The sequence below is a fragment of the Pseudomonas marginalis genome (assembly GCF_008692035.1).
Classification (GTDB): domain Bacteria; phylum Pseudomonadota; class Gammaproteobacteria; order Pseudomonadales; family Pseudomonadaceae; genus Aquipseudomonas; species Aquipseudomonas marginalis.
Genome location: NZ_VTFG01000001.1, coordinates 839,449 through 861,075, shown reverse-complemented (window position 1 = coordinate 861,075; position 21,627 = coordinate 839,449). Strand labels below are relative to the sequence as shown.

Genomic DNA, 21,627 nt, shown 5'->3' with positions numbered 1-21,627 from the left:
GGCTCACGCCTTGAGGGACGCCAGGGCGTCGCCGAAGATGTCCAGGGCCTTGAAGAACAGTTCGCGGGAGATCGTCAGCGAGGGCATCACGCGCATCACGTTGCTGTAGCGGCCGCAGGGGATCATCAGCACGCCGTGGTTGAGCAGGTAGCCCATCAACTGGCCGATCTTTTCGCCCGCCAGGGGCGCCTTGGTGAGCGGATCCTCGACCAGTTCGATACCGATCATCAGGCCGCGCCCGCGCACTTCGCCGACCAGCGGGCTGTTGAAGCCGCGAATATGCGCCTGGGCTTCCAGCCCCAACGTGTGGGCGCGGTTGAGCAGGTCGAGTTGTGGATCCTGCAGGATGCTGATGTTGGTCAACGCCACGGACGCCGACAACGAGTTGGCGGCAAAGGTGTTGGGCATCGAGCCGTCGGGAATCTTGGCCGCCAGGTCCGAACGCATGATCAGCCCGGCCATGGGCAGGTCGCTGCCGATGCCCTTGCCGAAGGTGAGCATGTCGGGCTTCACGCCGGAGTGTTCGACCGCCCACATCTTGCCGGTGCGTCCTGCGCCGGATTGCACTTCATCGACAATCAGCAATGTGCCGCTGCGGTCGCAGGCCTGGCGCAGCAATTGCAGGAATTCCGGCGAGGGTGGCACGTAGCCGCCTTCGCCCTGCACCGGCTCCACGATCACTGCCGCCACGTCATCGGCGGCGGTATAGGGGGTGTTCAACAGGTAGTCGATGTACTCGCCGGCGATCTGCTCGGCGCTTTTGTGGGTGGTGTCGAAGGGGAAACGGTAGGCGTACGGGTAGGGTGCGTGGATCACGCCCCCCATCTGGGCACCGAAGCCCTTGCGGTAGGCGGTGCCGGTGGTCAGCGCGCCCGAGGCATGCCACACGCCGTGGTAGCCGCCATGGAAGGCGATGATCTGGTGGCGTCCGGTAATGCGCCGGGCAAACTTGATCGCGGCCTCCAGCGCATCGCTGCCGCTCTGGGTGAAGAAGGTCACGCAGTCGCCACGCAAGCCATCGGGGGCGATCTCGGAGAGCTTGGCCGCCAATTCGGTGCGCCGCGTGCTGTTGATTTCCAGGGCGTGCATCAGCACTTCGGACTGTTCGCGAATCGCCTGCACCACTTTGGGGTGGCAGCGGCCGACGCTGCTGACACCGACGCCGGCGGACAGGTCGATGTAGGTGTTGCCGTCGGGGTCTTTGAAGGTCGCACCGAAGGCGCGGTCCATGGCCACCGGCATGCGGCCGCCGCCGCGTGCCATCGACTCGGTGCGCGCCGACAGCGCCAGGGCCTCGCGGGTCTTGGGGCCGGGCAGTGTGCCGGAGACAATGTGCGGGGCATCCGCGAAGTGCAGGGCTTGAAAGTTGGCTTCACTCATGACGGTCTCTCTGGAATGTCGATTTAAGTGTGCCGATCATCTCCGCCGCGGGTTCCCGGCCGGTAGCCCGAATCGGCACATGAGACGCGGGCATTCCAGCGCATAAACAATTTGCAGGATGTGACCGATGTGCGAGTATCAAAGGCATCGGCGATCTAAAAACAAGAATGTTGGTAGAGGCACACCCCCCAATGAAAAACCAGACGATCAGCCATTTCCGCGATATCCACGTCCACGCAGCCACCATCCAACAGTGGAGCCAGGACTACAGCCAGCTCACCGCCGGTTCGGCCGAGAGTTCGCTGATGCAACTGACGACGACCGGTTGCCACCTGTTCCTCGAGCAGATCAACCAGCGTGTGGTGCAGAACGGCGTGGCGCCTCGCGACAAGATGTGCTTTGCGGTGCCGATCAATGTGCCCGGCTCGGTTCGCATGCAGGGCCGCGAGGTGGATGACAGCAGCCTGTTCTTCCTCCACGGTGGCGAGGAGTTCATGTTCCATATGCCGATGGGCATGGAGCTTTTGTCCATTACCTTTGAGCGTGAATTGTTCGAAGAGGCGCTGGAACAGACGGCGTCGGCGAAAGAACTCAATCGGTTGCTGCGCCAACCGGTGATAAAGGTGTCTCCCCAGCGTTTCGTCCAGGCCCGGCGTCGATTGCTGGCATTGTTCTCCGAGGCCCTGGTGAACGATGACCTCGACTACACGCGCGAGCGTGAGTCGGCGCTGGAACAGGCCATGCTCGGCGAGCTGCTGCAACTGATGACCGACCCGGCCTGTGACAAGCAGCAGCGCAGCCCCAGTTCCACGCGCAGCTTTATCGTCGAGAAATGTCATCGCCTGGCCACGACCGAAATGATCAACGTGCCCAGCGTGATCGATTTGTGCCAGCGTCTCCAGGTGAGTCGGCGCACGGTGCAGAACAGCTTCCGCTCGGTCGCCGAGACCACACCGCTGAATTACCTGCGTTCAGTGAGGCTCAACGGCGTACGCCGAACCTTGATGTCTACCCGGGCATCCGAGCTGTCGATTGGGGATGCCGCCGCCCAGTGGGGCTTCTATCACCTGAGCCATTTTGCCGCGGAGTACCAGGAACTGTTCGCGCAGTTGCCTTCCCACACGACCCGCGCCGCCATTACCGGCAACGTGCGAGCCTGAACCCAAGCCTTTAGCAAGATCTGAATCAGCCTGCGTCGTCCGCTCGGGATGCGCAGGTGTTTCGCCGTGGGCGCTTGCGTTACCGATTTGGGATACCGGCACGCTGTCGGGCAGGCATAGGATCGATGCCAGCGTGCAACAACAACGACAAGCTATTCGGTATCGGTCGACAACCGGCTGCACCGATCCTACAGCGACTGCCTCATACAATAAGGTCAACAGCATGAGTGTATCCAACTCGATCAACAGCTCCACGGAGCTCAAGCGTGGTGCCCTGGGTGTGGGCTTTATCATCTTCTTCGTGGTATCGGCGGCAAGCCCGCTGAGTGTGATCGCCGGCGGCTTCCCCATCGGCATCATGCTGGGTAACGGCGCGGGTACCCCGGCGTTGCTGATCCTGGCCTTGCTGGTGCTGCTGGCGTTTTCGGTGGGCTACACCACCATGGCGCGCCACCTGACCAATGCCGGCGGTTTCTATGCGTTCACCGCCCGTGGGCTGGGCGGCCTGGCCGGTGGCGCGGCCGGGGTGCTGGCGATGTTTGCCTATAACATCCTGCAGGTCGGCTTGTACGGCATGTTCGGCGGGGTAGTCAGCGGCACCATGGAAGCCGCCTTCGGCCTGGTGCTGCCATGGTGGTCCTATTCGCTGATGGCGATGGCAAGCATCGCGATCCTGGGGTATCGCAAGATCGACCTGTCCGCGCGGGTATTGTCGGTGATGGTGATCGCCGAGTACCTGGCGATCCTGGTCCTGGATTTCGCCATTCTCAAGTCCGGTGGCGACAGCGGCATCAACCTGGATTCGTTCAGCCGCCGCCATGTGTTCAGTGGCACGCCGTCAATCGGCCTGCTGTTTTGCTTCGCCGCCTTTATCGGCTTCGAGGCCACCACCATCTACGGTGAAGAAGCCCGGGACCCGCAGCGCACCATTCCGATTGCGACCTACTGCTCGGTGTTGCTGATCGGCGGTTTCTACGCGTTGTCGGTGTGGTCGATGGTGGTGGGCGTGGGTGCGGACAAGATCGTGCCGATGTTGCAGGCCTTGCAGGACCCGACCACGTTTATCTATGGCATGTCCGACCACTTTGTCGGCCCGCAACTGACCCAGGTTATCCGCGTGCTGTTCATGGTCAGCATCTATGCCGGCCTGCTGGCCTTTCACAACGCCGCCGCCCGTTACTTCTACGCCATCGGCCGTGACGGCTTGTTGCACAGCCAGTTGGGCACCACCCATCGGGTGCACCAGAGCCCGCATATGGGCTCGGTCTTGCAGAGCCTGATCTCGGCCGTGGTGGTGTTGATTTTCGCAGCGCTGGATGCCGATCCGATCCTGCAGCTGTTTGCCTGGCTGTCCAACCTGGCCACGCTGTGCGTGATCCTGCTGATGGCGCTGACCTCGGCCGCGGTGCTGGTGTTCTTCCGGCGCCATCCGCAGCTCAAGGTCGGGCTCTGGCGTGGGCAGATCCTCCCCGGTTTCTCGTGCCTGGCGCTCGTGGCCGTGCTGGTGTTGGCGGTGGTGCATTTCGATGTGCTGACCGGTGCCAGCCAACTGCTGTCCTACGGCCTCTGCGCGATCATTCTCCTGGCGTTGCTGGGCGGTGTATTCCTCGCGGCGCGGCTGCGCAAGGCGTCGCCGCAGCGGTTCCTGGCCTTGGGCAGCCACAAGCTTTAAGGCGTGGGCGGTGGTGTCTGCCTGCTCAGCCTGACCAGCAGCGCGTGGTCAAGGCTGTCGAAGGGTCAACCAGGCTGGAATGACCACGCCTGCCGAGTAGGCCCCGCTGGAAATAATCCCGAGGATCAGCCAGCGGCGTGGATAAATCATGGGTTAACTCAATGTTGGAGAGTTGAAAGGCGGCCACTGCAGCTCAGTCAGACGGCACGCCATTACACGCGGAAATGCCCGACCAGCTGTTGTTGGTGATTGGCCATCTGATGCAATGCGTCACTGGCCTGCGACGCCTCGTGCATGCGCCCGGCGAGTGTTTCGCTGATACCGCGGATGTCGCTGACGCGATGGCTGATATCGTCCACCACGCTGCTCTGCTCCAGGGCCGCACTGGCGATCTGCTGATTCATTTGTTCGATCACATCCACGGCCTGGGAAATATGCCCCAGCGCCACCCGGGTCTGTTGCACCTGGAGCACGCTGCCGCCCGCTTGCTCGCGGCTCAGTTGGGTACTGTGCACCACCGCCTGGCTCAGCTGTTGCAACGTTTCGATCACCGTGCGCACCTGTTCGACCGAACTCTGGGTGTTGCTGGCCAGGTGCCTGACTTCATCGGCCACCACCGCAAAACCGCGACCCTGTTCGCCGGCCCGGGCCGCTTCGATGGCCGCATTCAACGCCAGCAGGTTGGTCTGTTGCGCGATGGCGCTGATCACGTCCAGTACCTGACCGATCTGGTTGCTGCTGTCGGCCAGGGCGTTGACTTGCTGGAGGGTGGTTTCCAGGCGTTGGTCGAGGGCCTCGATGCTGCGTTCGGCGGTGGAGAACACCGCCTGGCCTGAGCGGCTCGCGTTTTCGGCGGCGGTGGCGGCGTCGGCGGCGCTGTGGGAGTGACGGGCCACTTCCTGGGCACTGGCGCTCATTTCGTGCAGCGCGGTGGCGGCCAGCTCCACTTCGCGGTATTGGCGCTGCATGCCGGCGCTGACTTCGCGGGCAATACCGGAGGAGGTGTCGGCGCTGTCGCGGGTGTCCAGGGACGCGGTCTGGATGGCGCGAATAATCGGCTGCAAGGTGTCGAGGAAACGGTTGAAACCATTGGCCAGGCGGCCCAGCTCGTCGCGTCGCCCGAGGGGCAGGCGCTGGGTCAGGTCCCCGTCGCCTTCGACAATGGCATCGAGCAGCTCGGCCATCTTCAGCAATGGGCGAGTCACGCCGTAGGCCGCCAGCCAGATCAGCAGCATCCCAAGGCTGCTGGCCAGGATGCCCAGGCCAAGGTTGAGCCAATTGGACTCACGGCTTTTGTCGTCCAGTTCGCTCTGCATCTGCCGGGCGGAGGCCTGCACCCGTGCCTGCGGGACCTTGATCTGCAGTTGCCAGGCTGGAGTGCCCGCTGCCGTTTGCACGGATTGGCGGATGTCCAGGGTTTCCCCCGCGACATCGCCGCTGCGTCCCGCCACTTGACCCGAAGCCGACACCAGGGTGACCTGGCTGTCGCCCTGGTAGAGGTCCTGGCTGAGGTTGGCGGCCAGTTTCTGCAAGGTGTCGAGGCTGATGTCCATGCCCACCACGCCGAGCACGTTGCCGTCGACGATCAGGGGGATGGAAATGCTGCTCATCAGGGCTTTGTGGCCTTCCACTTCGATGGTGTACGGCTCGACCACACACACCTGTCGTTGCGCCTGAGGGCAAGCGTACCAGGCGTTTGCCGGTGCGCTGCCGGGGGGCGCTGTGTTGGCGGCGATTTGTGCCTCGCTCAACACCTCCTGCACCAGTTGCCCCGGCTGGCTCTGGGACCAGTACAGCGCAAAGCGCCCGGTTTCATTCCCGGCCAGGGCGCGTTGGTCGCGCCAGTCGGCGTCGCTGCCGGCCAGTGCATCGGGCAGCATGATCACGTACAGGCCGAGGACTTTTTCGCGCTGCCTGAGGGCTTCTCGGGCGATGCCGACCAGGGCTTGACGCAATTGCACGACCGTCAGGCGTCCATTGAGGGTTTGCTCGCGCAGTTGCAGAACCTGCTGGGCGAACCCTTCGCCATACAGCGCGGTTTCATTGAAAAACCGCTCCACCTGTTGGCCATGAGCCACGGCCTGGGCCTGCAAGCGTTCCAGCGCGGCCTGTGTCAGCAACGCGCTGCTCTGCTCTTTGAGCAGCTTTGCACTGGTTTGATTCTGGTAGGCGCTGGCGCCAATCAGCGCGCCCACGACTGCCAGCAGGCAAAGTCCGCTCAGCAGGGTGATACGCCATTGGAGGGTGAGATGGGCTGGACGCATGGCTGGGGCTTCCTACGGGGGCGTTGGCGGTGATGGGCACGTTCTTATTCTTGTTGCCGGCATCCGCGCATAGCACGGGTGAGGCTAGGGTGCGGGCATGACAGGCCGGGCGGCTATCCCGAATCGGCAACAGCGCGAGGAGGGATCGGGCGGCCCCGACCTGTTTTGGGGCGGGGCTTTGGATGCTACCGATTTGGGATAGCGAGCCGTTCCAGGGCGGGCATAGGATCAAATTCAGCGCGCAACTAAAACAAAACGCTAACCGGTGCCGATGCGGTGTGGTCGGGCCAACCCAAAAGCGACTGCCTCATACAATAAGGTCAACAACATGAGTGTATCTATCCCGGTCAACAGCTCTACGGAGCTCAAGCGTGGTGCCCTGGGTGTGGGCTTCATCATCTTCTTCGTGATATCGGCGGCAAGCCCGCTGAGTGTGATCGCCGGCGGCTTCCCGATCGGCATCATGCTGGGCAACGGTGCCGGTACCCCGGCTTTGCTGATCCTGGCCTTGCTGGTGCTGCTGGCGTTCTCGGTGGGTTACACCACCATGTCGCGCCACGTGACCAATGCCGGTGGCTTTTACGCGTTCACGTCCCGTGGCCTGGGTGGCCTGGCGGGCGGTGCCGCTGGGGTGCTGGCGATGTTTGCCTATAACATCCTGCAGGTCGGGTTGTACGGGATGTTCGGTGGTGTGGTCAGTGGCACCATGGAAACCGCCTTCGGCCTGGTGCTGCCCTGGTGGGCCTACTCGCTGATGGCGATGGTGAGCATCGCGATCCTGGGCTATCGCAAGATTGACCTGTCGGCGCGGGTGCTGTCGGTGGTGGTGATCGCCGAGTACCTGGCGATCCTGGTCCTGGACTTTGCCATCCTCAAGTCCGGCGGCGACAGCGGCATCAACCTGGACTCGTTCAGCAGCCGTCATGTGTTCAGTGGTACGCCGTCAATCGGCTTGCTGTTCTGTTTCGCCGCCTTTATCGGCTTCGAGGCCACCACTATCTACGGCGAAGAGGCCAGGAACCCCAAGCGCAGTATCCCGATTGCCACCTACTGTTCGGTGTTGCTGATCGGTGGTTTCTACGCGTTGTCGGTGTGGTCGATGGTGGTGGGCGTGGGGGCGGACAAAATCGTGCCGCTGCTGCAGTCCCTGCAGGACCCGACCACCTTTATCTATGGCATGTCCGACCACTTTGTCGGCCCGCAGCTGACCCAGATCATCCGCGTGCTGTTCATGGTCAGTATTTATGCCGGGCTGTTGGCCTTTCACAACGCCGCCGCGCGTTACTTCTACGCCATCGGCCGCGACGGCCTGTTGCACAGCCTGCTGGGCACCACCCATCGCGTGCACCAGAGCCCGCATATGGGCTCGGCGCTGCAAAGCCTGATCGCTGCGGTCGTGGTGCTGATATTTGCCGCGATGGATGCCGATCCGATCCTGCAACTGTTTGCCTGGCTGTCCAACCTGGCCACGTTGTGCGTGATCCTGTTGATGGCGCTGACCTCGGTGTCGGTGTGCGTCTACTTTCATCGCCATCCCGAGCTTAAGGTCGGGCTGCTGCGTGGACGGATCCTGCCCGGTATTTCGTGCCTGGCGCTGGTGATGGTGCTGGTGTTGGCGGTGGTGCATTTCGATGTGCTGACCGGTGCCAGCCAACTGCTGTCCTACAGCCTCTGCGCGATTATTCCGGCGGCCTTGATCATCGGCATCGTGCTCGCCGCGCGACTGCGCAACAGCTCGCCGCAACGCTTCCTGGCCTTGGGCAGCCACAAGCTTTAAGGCCCCCGCGTTTTTATCGCTCGACTAACCAGACAATCGCAGCCTGCCGTTGCTCGGCATGGCGCGCCAGCGTGTGAAAGGAAGGTTTCAAATGCACAACTATAAAATGCTCATCGATGGGATCCAGGTGGCCGGTGAAGAAGGCCGGTTCGATGTGATCAACCCGGCCACCGGGGCCGTGTTCGCCCAATGCCCGGCCGGTTCCCTGGGGCAACTCGACCAGGCGGTGAACGCCGCGCAGTTGGCCTTCAAGAGCTGGCGCCACAGCAGCCACCCTGATCGCTGTGAACGTTTGTTGGCGATTGCCGCCGATATCGAGCAGGAGGCCCCATCACTGGCCCGGCTGATTGTGCTGGAACAGGGCAAGCCGCTGGAGTTGGCCTTTTCCGAGGTCATGGGCGCCGCCGCCTGGACCCGCTACGCGGCCGGGCAGGAAATTGCGGTGGAACGGGTGGAAGAAACGCCCACCCAGCGCATTGAGCTGCACCGCAAACCGTTGGGCGTGGTGGCGTCGATCACCCCCTGGAACTGGCCGTTCATGATCGCCGTCTGGCACATCATGCCGGCGCTGCGTGCCGGCAACTGCGTGATCAGCAAACCGTCGAGCCTGACGCCGCTGAGCACCCTGGGCCTGGCCGAGATCATTGCCCGGCATGTGCCCCGTGGCGTCATCAACTGCGTGACCGGCGAGCAGGGCTTCGGCAGTGCGATCACCTCGCACCCGGGGATCCAGAAGATCGTGTTCACCGGTTCCACGGCCACCGGGCAAAGCGTGATGCGCGGTGCCGCCAGCAACCTCAAGCGCCTGACCCTGGAACTGGGCGGTAACGACGCCGCCATCGTGTTGCCCGGCACGCCGGTGGAGGCGGTGGCCGAGGCGATCTTCCAGGCGGCCTTTCTCAACATGGGCCAGACCTGTGCTGCGCTCAAACGCCTGTATATCCATGAGTCGCAGTACGAGGCTTTTGCCGACGCGCTGATGCACATTGCGGCGCGCCAGGTCGTGGGCGACGGCCTGGACGCCGGTGTCACCTTCGGGCCGGTGCAGAACCTTGAGCAACTGGAACTGGTGGAAGCCCTGGTCGATGACGCACGTGCCAACGGTGCGCGGGTGTTGTGCGGCGGTGCGCGTCTGGACCACCCCGGGTTTTTCTATCCACCCACCCTGGTGGCGGACGTGACCGACGGCCATCGCCTGGTGGACGAAGAACAGTTCGGCCCGGTGTTGCCGTTGATTGCCTACCGGGATGTCGAGGATGTCCTGAAGCGCGCCAATGCCGGTGACATGGGCCTCGGCGGCTCGGTCTGGGGGCCGGATGTCGAGCAGGCCCAGGCCTTGGCCAGTCGCCTGGAGAGTGGTGTGGCGTGGGTCAACTGCCACGCCCAGATCCAGCCGAACACGCCGTTTGGCGGCAGCAAGATGTCGGGGTTCGGTGTCGAGTTCGGTCTGGAGGGGCTGCTGGAGTTCACGGGGCAGCAACTGTTGTTTGTGCGCAATCAGGCTGTCGAAGAAGGAGTTTGAGCCATGCGTTATCTATCCCGTCATCCCGTATTCGGTTGCACGCTTGTGTGCACCCTGGCGCTCGGCGCTATCAGTCAGGTGCACGCTTATGAGCTGTACAGCGATGAGAGCCGTCACCTCAACGCCGACATGACCGCGGTGTTCGGTCAGTTCAACAGTCGCAAGAACTACGATGGCACGCCGGGCGGCTCCAGTTGGCGTGAAGGCTTTATCAAGTATGGCTTGAGTGGCGACCAGGCACTCGGCGGCATTGGCCGCGCCTACGGGGCATTTGCCCTGGTCAGCTCCGCCACGTGGGGCGATGGCGATCCGGGTGGCAACAGCCTCGGCACCGAGCGCACCACGAAGATTGAAGACGCCTACCTGGGCTGGCGCTCCGGCGACCTGTTCCCGGCGCTCGGTCAAGACGGCGTGGATATTTCCGGCGGGCGCCAGGTGGTCAAGGTCGGCCGAGGGTTCCTGATCAACGACGATGGGCTGAACCCGGGCAAGGGCCCGGCGGATGGCACCTTGAACCGTGGGGGCGCCTACTACCTGGCGGCCCGGCACGCGTTCGACCAAACCGCGGTGGTGCGCCTGGGGGGGCAGGATGGCCTGCACGGCAGTGTGCTGTGGCTCAAGTCCGATAACCGTATCCAGGCCGAAACCGAACTGGCCGCCGCGACCCTGGACTACACCGCCCGGCCGGGGACGCTCGGCTTGACCTGGGTGCACGGCCTGGACGTGAACGATCAATGGGCCAGCGACTTTCAACGCCAGCGCAAGGGCATGAATGTCTACAGCGTGCGCGGTGAGGGCGATGCGGGCATCCCCAACGTCAGCCTGGCCTTCGAGTACGCCTGGCAGGACAAGGACGCGGGGCCAGAAAAAGCCTGGTACGGCGAAGCGGGCTACACCTTCGCCGATATCGCCTGGGCGCCCAAGGTGACGTATCGCTACACCCGCTATTCGCAGAACTGGGATGCACTGTTCACCGGCCAGAGCACGGGCTACGGCACCTGGTTCCAGGGCGAAGTGGCCGGCAACTACGCCGGGCCGTTCAACACCAATACCCGCATCCACCATGTCGGGCTGAAGGCAACCCCACTGGAAAACCTGAGCCTGGGCGCGCTGTATTTCGACTACGCCACCGTGCGCAAAAGCAACGCGTTGAACCTCGATGGCCGTGAGTTGGATGTGTACGCCGAGTGGGCGGTCAACCCGCACTTGATCATCACCCCGCTGGTGGGGCTGTACACACCCAGGCAGGACGCGACCACCGGGGGCAATCAGGTCGGCGGCAACGGCACCAACCTGTACAGCCAGTTGACGCTGGCCGTGCCGTTCTGAGCATGACGCCTAGGGGGCGGTGTGGCTCGGCGGGTTGCGCATGTTTTCGGCAATCCGCTGGGTGGTGTCCATGACCATTTCGATCACGGTTTCCTGGCGCAGCAGCTTGAAGTTCTGGGTGGTGCCGACGGCCGACAGGCTGCCGACCACCTCGTCGAGGTCCGCCTGGATGATCGGCGCAGCGATACCGGTCAGGCCCAGGTTGAGTTCGTCGTGGGTCAGGCAGTAGCCGTCCTTGCGGATTTTTTTCGCGGCCCTGGAGAAGCCCGCCCAGTCATACGGGCTGTCCGGGTCGTTGGCCATGTGCTCGTCGAACAGGCGTTGCAGGCGGCGTCCTTTCTGGAAGGCGATCAAGACCTTCGATTGTGCCCCGCGGAAAAACGGCAGCGGTTGCCCGCGCCCGAACGCGAAGTGATAGGTGTCGGTGGGTTCGGCGATGTAGGTGTTGATGATGCGCCCGTCGTAAAACACGCTGGCGAACACCGCCAGGCCCGTTTGCGCCGACAGCTCGTGCATCAGCTCGCGCCCGGCGAGAAGGATCGGGTCGTACTGGCGCATCATCCAGTCCAGCTCGATGACCCGCGGGCCCAGGCCGTAGCTGCCGGCGTCCACGCGGGTCAGCAGGCCGGCGTCACACAAATCCTTGACGTAGCGGTACACGGTCGCCCGTGACAGGCCCATGCGCTCGGCAATGGTGTCGGGGTCGATCTTTAGCATTTGCGGACCGAACAGGTCGAGGATGCTCAGCAATTTGCTCAGGCTGCTCATTGTGTTCCTAAAAGAAAGGGAAGGGCGCTTGTGGCGTCCCCACGGGGAGCCGGTTGCCCAAGCGCTGGCGCAACACTACCGCAGTGAGAGAAAAACGCAATCGCGGGTTAGATTTTAAGGGTGTTTAAGTCGCATAAATCTCACTTAATGAGAAAAACAAACATAAAATGCTTGTTGGTTGCGGATTTGTATGTGATAAATCTCATCACTGCAAATGCTCAAGCAAGAGGGCTGAAAATGAATGGTGCGCAACTGATAGTGAATGCGGCAGCGGCAAGCGGTATCGAGTACTGCTTCGCCAACCCCGGGACCACCGAGATTCCCCTGGTGGCCGCCATGGCCAGCGCACCTGCTCTCAAGCCGGTGTTGTCGCTGTTCGAAGGGGTCTGCACGGGGGCTGCGGACGGCTATGGCCGGATCGCCGGCAAGCCGGCCATGACCCTGACCCACCTGGGGCCGGGCTTTGCCAATGGCATCGCCAACCTGCACAACGCGCGTCGGGCCAATACGCCGATCGTCAACGTCATCGGCGATCACGCCTCCTGGCATGTCAACTACGATCCGCCCTTGGCCAGCGACATCCAGGCCCTGGCCGGTGCCGTTTCCGGTTGGGTGCGCACCTCGCGCACCGCTGCCGGTATCGGTGAGGATCTGCAGGAAGCCGTGCGTGCGGCCTGGCAGGCCAAAGGCCAGATCGCCAGCCTGATCCTGCCCATGGACCTGCAGGCCCACGCAGTGACCCATAACGGTGTATTCGCCCCTCTGCGCGCACCGGTTCGTCGGTTTGCCGGTGACCGGGTCGAAACCGTGGCGCAGGCATTGCGTGACGGCCAGCGGCTGGTGTTTATCGTCGGCGATGAGGGCTTGTCGGTCGCGGGCCTGGAAGCGGCGGGACGCCTGGCGCAACTGCCCGGCGTGCGCCTGTTTGCCGAGACCTTTCCGCGCCTGAGCTACCGTGGCGGTGGCTTGCCCGACCTGGATCGCCTGCCGTATTTCCCGGAAGTGGCGATTGAAATCCTTGAGCAGTACGACCTGGTCATCTGTGCAGGCGTGCCGGAGCCCATCAGTTACTTTGGCTACGAAGGCATCCCGTCGCGCCTCGCCGAGCGTGAGCGCCTGCTGAGCCTGGCCGAGGTCGGTGACGATGTCGCCGGCGCGTTGACGGCGCTGGCCGATGCCCTGGCTGCACCGGCCTACGTGCCGACGCCGGAGGGCATCGAACTGCCGCCCGGCCATGCCGAACTGACACCGCAGTCGATCGGCCAAGTGCTCGCTGCGTCACTGCCCCACGACAGCATTGTCTCGGTCGAGGGCGGCACCTGCGGCTACCCGTTCTTTACCGCCTCCGCCCGCGCCGCGCGGCATCGGGTATTGACCAATACCGGTGGCGCGATCGGCCAGGGGATTCCGGTGGGCTTCGGCGCCGCTTTGGCGGAACGCGGCAATAGCGTGTTCTGCCTGCAATCCGACGGCAGTGCCCAGTACACCATCCAGACCCTGTGGAGCATCGCACGCGAGCAGTTGCCGGTGGTGATCCTGATTGCCGCCAACCATCGCTACGCGATTTTGCAGAACGAGCTGCGCCGTTTCGGCATGACCGAAATGGACCCCCAGGCCCTGCGCCTGACCGTGCTCGACAACCCGCGTATCGACTGGAAGGCCCTGGCCAAAGGCTACGGAGTACCGGCCTGCACGGTCCAGACCAATGCCGAACTGCAACGGGCCCTGGCCAATGCCAAGGCCGACCGTGGCCCTTGCCTGATCGAAATGGCGCTGTGAAGGAGTCGACTATGCATCCGCTCGAATTATTACCTGCCGTCCAGGCATTCCTGGCGCAGCCCGGTCGCCTGTTTATCGGCGGCACCTGGCAGGACGCCGTCGGCGGTCGTCGCTTTGCCGTGGAAAACCCGGCCACCGAACAGACCCTGGCCGAAGTCGCCCAAGGCGATGAACGCGATGTGAATGCGGCCGTTGCGGCCGCCCGCGCAGCCTTCACCGGCACGTGGGCCTTGCAGTCACCGGCGCAGCGCGGCCTGTTGCTGTTTCGCCTGGCCGATCTGTTGGATCAGCACCGCGAGGAACTGGCGCAACTGATCACCCTGGAGAACGGCAAGCCTATCGCCAACGCGCGCGGTGAGGCGGCCAGCGCGGCAAACATCATTCGCTACTTCGCCGGCTGGCCCACCAAGATCGAAGGCAGCACGCTGCCCGTATCCCCGGCCAGCGGCGCGCCGATGCTCAACTACACGTTGCGCGAACCGGTGGGGGTCTGCGCGCTGATCGTGCCGTGGAACTTCCCGTTGACCATGTGCGTGTGGAAGCTCGGCCCGGCGTTGGCCACCGGTTGCGTGGCGGTGCTCAAGCCCGCCGAGCAGACCCCGCTGGTCGCGATCCGCCTGGTGCAACTGATCGAGGCCGCAGGTTTCCCCGCCGGCGTCGTCAACCTGATCACCGGCCTGGGTGCCGACACGGGTGCACCGCTGGCACAGCACCCCGACGTGGACAAGATCGCCTTTACCGGCTCGACCCAGGTTGGGCGGCTGATCGCCCAGGCGGCCACCGGCAACATGAAAAAGGTCTCGCTGGAACTGGGCGGCAAGTCGCCGAACATCATCCTGCCCGACGCCGACATTGTGCGCGCCGCCAAGGGGGCCGCCGATGGGATTTTCTACAACCAGGGCCAGGTGTGCACGGCTGGCTCGCGCCTGTATGTGCACGCCAGTGTGCTCGACCAGGTGCTCGAAGAATTGCAGCGCCATGCCGCCGCCTATGTGCTGGGCAATGGCCTGGACCCGGCCAACAGCATGGGGCCGTTGGTGTCTGCGCGGCAGTTGAACACGGTCAAGGGTTACCTGCAGCGGGGCCGGGAGGAGGGTGCCGAACTGATCTGTGGCGGCGAGCGCCCCGCGCACCTGGAGCGTGGGCACTTCATTCAACCGAGCGTGTTCCTCGACCGTGCCGAGCGCGCCTGCGTGGCCCGCGAAGAAATCTTCGGCCCGGTACTGACCGTCATGAGCTGGACCGACATCGACGACCTGGTGCTGCGCGCCAACGATTCGCCGTATGGCCTCGCCGCCGGCCTGTGGACCCGCGACCTGCGCTCGGCGCACCGCGTGGCGGCACAGCTCAAGGCCGGCTCGGTATGGATCAACTGTTGGAACGTGGTCGATCCCTCTTCACCGTTCGGTGGCTACAAACAATCCGGCTGGGGCCGGGAAATGGGCAAGAACGTGATCGATGCCTACACCGAGACCAAAAGCGTGTTTGTCGATCTGGCCTGAACTGAATAATCACACGAGGTAATTGCTATGGATCTGGAATTGAAAGGCCGCGTGGCCATTGTCACCGGTGGCGGTATGGGCATCGGCAAGGAAGTCGCACGTTTTCTCTCCGAGGAAGGCTGCAAGGTGGTGATCTGCGCGCGGCGCATGGCGTTCCTGCAGCTGGCGGCCGAAGAGATCAGTGCACAGACCGGCAATGAAGTGCTGCCGCTGTTCTGCGACACCAATGACATGAAGGCCGTGTCGGAGATGGTCGAGGCGGCTCACAAGCATTTCGGCCGCATCGACATCCTGGTCAACGGGGCCGCGGCGCCATCGGGTGTGGTGCGCAATGACATCGAACACGCCGGCGACGATGAGTTGCTGTCGGACCTCAACACCAAGGTGATCGGCTATTTCCGCTGCGCCAAGGCTGTGACCCCGCACATGAAGGCGGCCGGCTTCGGACGCATCATCAACATCGGCGGCCTCACCGGGCGCAGCAGCAAGGTGCTTTCGGGCATGCGCAACCTGGCGATCGCGCACATGACCAAGACCCTGTCCGACCAGCTCGGCCCGTCGGGGATCACGGTCAACCTGATCCACCCGGGCGTGGTGGATACCCCGCATATCCAGGAGCTGTACGACCGCGAAGCCGTCAAGCAAGGCAAGACCGCGCAGCAGGTCGAGCAGGCCTACATCGACGCGACACCGATTCGCCGCACCCTCGCACCGATTGAAATGGGCTGGCTGATCGGCTTCCTGGCATCGCCAAAAGCTGGCGCAGTGACGGGCGAATCCATCGGCATCGACGGTGGCTTGACCCGTGGCATCTATATCTGAGGAGCATCTGTGATGAGTAACGGAACCCTTTTGGTCGCCACCGTCGGGCAAGCGGTGATCCGCAGTGCCGACGATGGCCGTACCTGGCATCGCCTGGGCCTGGGGCAGGACCTGGAGTTCGATGCGATCACCCGATCCTTGAGCCTGCACCCCGACACGCCCGAGCGGATCTATGCCGGTACCGATGTGGGCTTGTGTGTGAGCCACGATACCGGTGGGCATTGGCGGCGCATCGATTCGCCTTTCAACGGGCAAACCGTGTGGAAAGTTGCGGTTGACCCGCAGGATGCACAACGAATTTTCGTCGGCACCGGCGCGCCTTCGCGTGCCGTGTTGTGGCGCACCCTGGACGGCGGCCTGAGCTGGGATCGCGCCCCGGTGGAAATCCCCGAGTTCTGCGACGGCGTCAGCCGCCCACGCCTGCTGGCCTTCGCCTATGACCCCACTGACCGCAACCAGCTGTGGTTCGGCCTCGAGGAGGGCGGGCTGTTCCATTCCCGTGACGGCGGCGACAGTTGGACCCGCGTCGACGACCGGCTGCTGTGGGACTACAACTCCGACGTCCACAACATCCTGGTGCTGCCCAACCACGGCGAGAAAGTCATTGTGGCGGTCTGCGTCAATGCGGTGTACCGCAGCCTGGACGAGGGGCTGACCTGGACCGGCATCATCGGTCGCGAAGCCTTCGGCCTGTACTACATCCGCGCCATGAACGCGCCGTTGGGCACGCAGAACGAACTGTACCTGAGTATTTCCGATGGCACCCCCGGCACCACCAGCAAGATCCTGGTGTCCCGTGATGCCGCACTCACTTGGAACGTGCTGCCGCTGCCACAGCAGCCCAACTCCTGTGTCTGGGCGATTGCCTTCAACCCGGCCAACCCGCGACAGATCGTGGCGGGCACCAAGTACGGGCATTTGTTCACCTCCGACAATGGCGGTGACGGCTGGCAGAAGCATTGGCGGGAATTCAGCGAGATCGCTGATGTGCTCTGGACGCCTGCGGTTGCGCAGATCAAGTCCGGGCATCAATCCATCGTCAAAAAGCACTGAGGGATAACGCCATGAAGATCGAGATCCTGCGGACTCACTTATCGCTGTGGGTCAGTGACCCTGACGTGTCGGCACGCTGGTACGCCGACATCCTGGGCATGCACGAAAGTGCCCGGGGCGAGAGCTGGGTCATGATGGCATTTGGCGGCAAGCACCACGACATCGCCCTGATTCGCGCCGACCCCGGCGCCCATCAAGGCGGGTTGGGCCTGCAGCACTACGGCCTGGAAATCGCCGGGGACATGACCACCCTGCGCCAGCTCTACGGCATGTTGCTGGGCAAGGGCGTCGAGGTGGTGAAGATCACCGATCACGAGATCGGCCATGGCGTGTATTTCAACGACCCCGACGGCAATCGCATGGAGTTCTTCCTCGAGACCGAACACGACGATGCGCGCGGCAAGGCCCGGTTCAAGGCCGCCGGCGCGCCGAGCCGACATTTCAACCTGGATCCACTCGACCCACTTTGAGGCAACCCTGATGAAAACCGCGAATTTTGCTACGTATCACATCCGCAAATGGTACAGCTTTGTCGAAGAAACCCTGGCCAACGAAACCGGCCAGCTGGCCGATGGCGAGCCCCTGTTCAAGTACGCGATCGCCGCCGTGATCGCCAACCCCTATGCCGGTCGCTACAGCGAGTCGCTCGCCGAACTGGTCGACCCATCGCCGTTGCTGGGCGAAGAGTTCGGCCGGCGCATACAGGCACTGGCCGGTGCCCATGAGATTGTCAGCTATGGTAAGGCGATCCTGGTCGGCAGCGCGGGCGAATACGAGCACGGCAACGCGTTCCTGACCAACCCGGCCGCCGATCCGATTCGCGTCGCGCTGGGCGGTGGCAAGTCGTGGGTGCCTTCCACCGGCAAGCGCGGCGGCCCGGGTTCGACCATTGACGTCCCCCTGGCGCACAAGGATGCGCTCTACGTACGTTCCCACTACGACAGCATGTCGCTGATGTTCGGCGACGGCCCCGCGCCGGACGAAGTCATCGTGATCTGGGCCTTCGCCACGCGCGGGCGCCTGCACGCACGGCTGGGTGGCCTGCGTGCCGAAGACATCCAGGGCGTTGACGGGCTGCACTGATGACACGCGTGCGGCCTTGGCAACGCCGGTTTAAAACCACAACAAGAAAGCGGTGAACAGCGATGAAGCAGGAGAAGACCCAGGTTGTGATTGTCGGGGGCGGGCCCAATGGGATCACGGCCGCGCACTATATGGGGATGTACGGTATCGACTGCGTCGTCCTTGAGCTTGCCGACTGCATACTGCCTTACCCACGCGCGGTGGGCATGGATGATGAAGCGCTGCGCGTGTTGCAGGCCATCGGCATCGCCGAATTGGCAGTACGTGACATGATCTGCGATGTGCCGCTGCGTTATTACAACGCGCGGGGCGTGTGTTTTGCCGAGGTCAAGCCAAGTGCCGCGCAGTACGGCTGGCCGATGCGCAACATCTTCATGCAGCAGTTGCTCGAAGGCACGCTGCGCGAAACCCTGGGGCAGCGCAGCACTGTGGTGTTGCGCCAGGGGCATGAAATGCTGGAGCTGGAACAGGATGGGGAGGGCGTGACCTTGCAGGTCCGCGATGCCCAGGGCGAGGTCTATCAGCTGCGCGCCGATTACGTGATCGGCGCCGATGGCGGGCGCTCCACCGTACGCAAAAAGCTGGGCGTCGAACTGCTGGGGCTGACCCATGCGCGCAAATGGGTGGTGGTCGATACCGCCAATGACACCCTGGATGCGCCTTACACCGCCCTGCACGCCGACCCGCAGCGGCCCTTCGTGTGCATCTACCTGCCGTACCAGCAGCGGCGCTGGGAATTCATGCTGATGGAGGGCGAGGACGAGGCGAAGATGTGTGACGAGAACACCATTCGCGACCTGATCCGTGGGCATATCGGCGACGCCGTGGACGCGCTGAATATCATCCGTATCCGCGCCTACACCCACCATTCGCGTGTGGCGGCGCGGTTTGTCCAGGGGCGTGTGGCACTGGTCGGCGATGCCGCGCATATATCGCCACCCTGGGCCGGGCAGGGCCTTAATTCCGGGTTGCGCGACGTGGCCAACGTGGCCTGGAAACTGGCCGCGATCATCCAGGGGCGTGCGGCCCATGGGATCCTCGCCAGCTACGACCAGGAACGTCGCGGGCACGCCACCGAACTGGTGGCCCTGGCCGACAATATGGGCACGGTACTGGGGCTGACCAACCCGTTGATGGCCGGCGTGCGCGACTGGTTGTTCCAGGCGGTGAACAGCGTCGATAACCTGCGTTCGCACCTGCTGGAGTTCAAGTTCAAACCCAAGGCCACCCTCACCAAAGGGCTGGTCTATCACGAACGTGCCGAACTGCGTGAAGACGACCTGGTGGGCCAGCTGTTTGTGCAGCCGTTTATCGAAGACGCCCAGGGCCAGCGTCGGCGCCTGGATGACGTGCTGGGCAATTCCTATGCGGTGCTGGGTTACCGGGTCAATCCCCGTGAGCCACTGAGCGAAGACATGGCAAGGTTCTGGGCGCGCTGGGACACGCGCTTTATCCAGGTCAATCGCTCGCGCAGCGGCCTGGGCCGCCACCAGCCCTTGACGGCCACGGACGCCATCAGCGTGGAGGATGTGGATAACCGCCTCGGCGAATGGTTCTCCAGGGTGCGTGACTGCGTCGTCGTGGTGCGTCCTGACCGGTTTGTCGCCGCCATTACCACGCCTGAGCGACTTGACGCGGTATTACGCAAGTTAGCGGGGCAACTGTCATGAGCATCGATACGGGCGTATTGAGTCAGTTAGACCAGGCCACGCGTGCGGTGCAAGCGATTGCGCCACTGGCCCCCGAAGCGTTGGACCTGCGCGGCGGCTACGCCCTGCAACGCCAGGCGCTGAATGCGCGCCTGGCGGCGGGCGAACAGTTCAGCGGTTGGAAGATCGCCTTCGCCGGCAGCGCCGCGCAACGGCGCTTCGGCATTGACGAACCGGTGTATGGCGGCCTGACCGACGCGATGTGCGTGCAGCCGAACACGGCGGTGGCGCTGTCGCGGTTGATCCAGCCCAAGCTGGAGATCGAAGTGGCGATTGTGCTGGGACGCAGCCTCGCGCCCGGTGACTACAGCGATGAACAGATCCTGGACGCGATTGCCGAAGTGGCGCCGGCGTTCGAGATTGCCGACTGCCGTTGGCAGGGCTGGGCGTTCGGGGTCGGAGCCTTTCTTGCCGACAATGCGGCGGCGGGGCTGTATTGCCTGGGGCCACGAAGCGCGTTCGATGCCGTCGCGCACACCCACGTCGCCTATCGCCTGGAATGTGCCGGCGCGCTGTGCGGCGAAGGCGATACCGAGGGCCGGGAGGACCCGCCGCTGACCAACCTGTGCTGGCTGGTTCGCCGTCTGCTGGCCGACGGTCAGCCGGTGGAGGCCGGGCAGGTGGTGCTGTCCGGTGCGTTGTTGGCGCCCATGGATATCCAGCCCGCCACCTACCGCCTACAGATGTTTGGCACGGAACTGGCTTTGCTTTTCACCGCGGACACCACCCCCGTGTAAGCGACAGCTGCCGTCATGGATGACTTGAGTCCCCTTCAGGCCGATGACAACAACGGGGCCCCCGAGGAACGACCACCATGCTTGCCGAAGTTCGAACCTTCAATGACCCTCAACTGCACGCCGGTTCCATCCAGGGCTGGCAGCAGGTGTATGACCAACTGGGGCGCGGCTGCCTGACCAGTGAGCTGCGCCAGCTGTCGGCCGAGCGCTTTCAGATCTTCCAGGAAGTATTGGACAAACGCGTGGTGCAGCGCGGCCATGCGCCCAAGGGACGGCTGTGCGCGGCCATGTCATTGGGCGGCGAGCCCGTCGTGCAGGGCCAGCAGGTGGGCACCCACAGTGTGGTGCTGTTGCGCGCTTGCGAGGAGTTTGTGCTGCATGCGCCGGAAGGCACGCACTTCTTCGCTTTCAACGTCGACACGGTGCGTTTCGCCAAACTCGCCGCCTTCGAGTTGTCCAGCGACCAGCTCAAGCGCTTGAGCACCCGCTCCCAGCTGTGCGTGGATGACGCGTTACTGCTGCGGATACGCCAGCGCATCTACCCGCTGTTTCGTCACCTTTTGCAACAACCCGAGGCCATCAGTGCAACCGCCGAGAACATGCTCGAAGACGAGTTGCTCAATGCGTTTCTCGACCTGTTCAGCAATGCCACCGATGAGGTGCGCTGCCGTCGCGGCAACTTCGCCGTGAGTGCGTACCTGGTCAAGCGTTGCCAGGAGTTGATCGATGCCAGCGGCGATACCCCGCTGAGCATCCTCGACCTGTGCGAACACCTGCGGGTCAGCCGGCGCACCCTGCAGAACAGTTTCCAGGCGGTGACCGGCATGCGTCCGCTGGAGTACCTGCGCAACCTGCGCCTGAATGCGGTGCGTCGACGCCTGATCGCAACGCCGGCCTGCAGCCAGAACGTCGGTGATGTGGCGGTGGCGATGTCCGCTATTTTTACGTATTTTGAGTTCTATTGCTGTCTGGTTGTGTGCTAAAAAATCTTTATTAAACATGTAGATATCCTGTTTTTTGTCTTTTGTGTTCCAACGGACGTTACCGAAAGCCATCATCCAAGGTGTGGG

At 63.5% G+C, this 21,627-nt stretch carries 16 protein-coding genes and 2 pseudogenes; 14 read left to right on the top strand and 4 right to left on the bottom strand.

Annotation, left to right across the window (positions count from 1 at the left end; translation table 11 throughout):
- Nucleotides 1–3: 3 nt before the first annotated feature.
- The gene (locus tag FX984_RS03715) at nt 4–1,380 is read right to left on the bottom strand and encodes an aspartate aminotransferase family protein (RefSeq protein ID WP_146476287.1); all 1,377 of its coding nucleotides are present in this window, start codon (nt 1,378–1,380) and stop codon (nt 4–6) included.
- Nucleotides 1,381–1,571: 191 nt separating this feature from the next.
- Between FX984_RS03715 and FX984_RS03710 the strand changes: the two genes are divergently transcribed.
- Both FX984_RS03710 and FX984_RS03705 read left to right on the top strand, forming a co-directional pair.
- The gene (locus tag FX984_RS03710; RefSeq protein WP_146476288.1) at nt 1,572–2,540 is read left to right on the top strand and encodes a helix-turn-helix domain-containing protein; all 969 of its coding nucleotides are present in this window, start codon (nt 1,572–1,574) and stop codon (nt 2,538–2,540) included.
- A gap of 223 nt (nt 2,541–2,763) precedes the next feature.
- Nucleotides 2,764–4,212, top strand: a complete 1,449-nt coding sequence (locus FX984_RS03705; RefSeq protein WP_146476289.1) for an APC family permease — start codon at nt 2,764–2,766, stop codon at nt 4,210–4,212.
- 212 nt (nt 4,213–4,424) lie between these two features.
- Here FX984_RS03705 and FX984_RS33115 read toward each other — a convergent pair.
- Both FX984_RS33115 and FX984_RS33110 read right to left on the bottom strand, forming a co-directional pair.
- A pseudogene (locus tag FX984_RS33115) lies at nt 4,425–4,967 on the bottom strand (methyl-accepting chemotaxis protein); the annotation flags it as partial.
- 315 nt (nt 4,968–5,282) lie between these two features.
- A pseudogene (locus FX984_RS33110) lies at nt 5,283–6,092 on the bottom strand (PDC sensor domain-containing protein); the annotation flags it as partial.
- A gap of 712 nt (nt 6,093–6,804) precedes the next feature.
- Between FX984_RS33110 and FX984_RS03695 the strand changes: the two are divergent.
- From FX984_RS03695 to FX984_RS03685, 3 genes are all read left to right on the top strand, one after another.
- Nucleotides 6,805–8,253 (top strand): APC family permease, encoded by a 1,449-nt coding sequence (locus FX984_RS03695; protein WP_027606685.1) that lies wholly within the window; start codon nt 6,805–6,807, stop codon nt 8,251–8,253.
- 91 nt (nt 8,254–8,344) lie between these two features.
- Nucleotides 8,345–9,775: an aldehyde dehydrogenase family protein gene (locus FX984_RS03690; RefSeq protein WP_098479425.1), complete on the top strand. Its 1,431-nt coding sequence runs from the start codon at nt 8,345–8,347 to the stop codon at nt 9,773–9,775.
- A gap of 3 nt (nt 9,776–9,778) precedes the next feature.
- On the top strand, nt 9,779–11,104 hold the full coding sequence (locus FX984_RS03685; RefSeq protein WP_027606683.1) for a hypothetical protein: 1,326 nt from the start codon (nt 9,779–9,781) through the stop codon (nt 11,102–11,104).
- Nucleotides 11,105–11,113: 9 nt separating this feature from the next.
- Here FX984_RS03685 and FX984_RS03680 read toward each other — a convergent pair whose 3' ends face one another.
- Nucleotides 11,114–11,872 carry an IclR family transcriptional regulator gene (locus FX984_RS03680; RefSeq protein ID WP_027606682.1) on the bottom strand — a complete coding sequence of 253 codons (759 nt, stop codon included), beginning with the start codon at nt 11,870–11,872 and terminating at the stop codon, nt 11,114–11,116.
- 237 nt (nt 11,873–12,109) lie between these two features.
- On the opposite strand from FX984_RS03680, the gene FX984_RS03675 reads away from it, so the two are divergent.
- From FX984_RS03675 to FX984_RS03635, 9 genes are all read left to right on the top strand, one after another.
- Nucleotides 12,110–13,651, top strand: coding sequence for an acetolactate synthase large subunit (locus FX984_RS03675; RefSeq protein WP_027606681.1), 1,542 nt, complete (start codon nt 12,110–12,112; stop codon nt 13,649–13,651).
- 11 nt (nt 13,652–13,662) lie between these two features.
- The gene (locus tag FX984_RS03670; protein WP_146476290.1) at nt 13,663–15,153 is read left to right on the top strand and encodes an aldehyde dehydrogenase family protein; all 1,491 of its coding nucleotides are present in this window, start codon (nt 13,663–13,665) and stop codon (nt 15,151–15,153) included.
- A gap of 27 nt (nt 15,154–15,180) precedes the next feature.
- Nucleotides 15,181–15,975, top strand: coding sequence for an SDR family NAD(P)-dependent oxidoreductase (locus tag FX984_RS03665; protein WP_027606679.1), 795 nt, complete (start codon nt 15,181–15,183; stop codon nt 15,973–15,975).
- Between the two features lie 12 nt (nt 15,976–15,987).
- Nucleotides 15,988–17,028: a WD40/YVTN/BNR-like repeat-containing protein gene (locus tag FX984_RS03660; RefSeq protein WP_146476291.1), complete on the top strand. Its 1,041-nt coding sequence runs from the start codon at nt 15,988–15,990 to the stop codon at nt 17,026–17,028.
- Between the two features lie 11 nt (nt 17,029–17,039).
- A complete protein-coding gene (locus tag FX984_RS03655) occupies nt 17,040–17,498 on the top strand; it encodes a VOC family protein (RefSeq protein ID WP_012724261.1) in 459 nt (152 codons plus the stop codon).
- 10 nt (nt 17,499–17,508) lie between these two features.
- Nucleotides 17,509–18,111 carry an amino acid synthesis family protein gene (locus FX984_RS03650; RefSeq protein ID WP_027606677.1) on the top strand — a complete coding sequence of 201 codons (603 nt, stop codon included), beginning with the start codon at nt 17,509–17,511 and terminating at the stop codon, nt 18,109–18,111.
- Between the two features lie 62 nt (nt 18,112–18,173).
- Nucleotides 18,174–19,781, top strand: a complete 1,608-nt coding sequence (locus tag FX984_RS03645) for a bifunctional 3-(3-hydroxy-phenyl)propionate/3-hydroxycinnamic acid hydroxylase (RefSeq protein WP_065941641.1) — start codon at nt 18,174–18,176, stop codon at nt 19,779–19,781.
- Nucleotides 19,778–20,557 carry a 2-keto-4-pentenoate hydratase gene (locus FX984_RS03640; RefSeq protein ID WP_146476292.1) on the top strand — a complete coding sequence of 260 codons (780 nt, stop codon included), beginning with the start codon at nt 19,778–19,780 and terminating at the stop codon, nt 20,555–20,557. The genes FX984_RS03645 and FX984_RS03640 overlap by 4 nt, the downstream gene beginning before the upstream one ends.
- A gap of 77 nt (nt 20,558–20,634) precedes the next feature.
- The gene (locus FX984_RS03635) at nt 20,635–21,540 is read left to right on the top strand and encodes a helix-turn-helix domain-containing protein (protein WP_154905337.1); all 906 of its coding nucleotides are present in this window, start codon (nt 20,635–20,637) and stop codon (nt 21,538–21,540) included.
- The last annotated feature ends 87 nt before the right edge of the window (nt 21,541–21,627 follow it).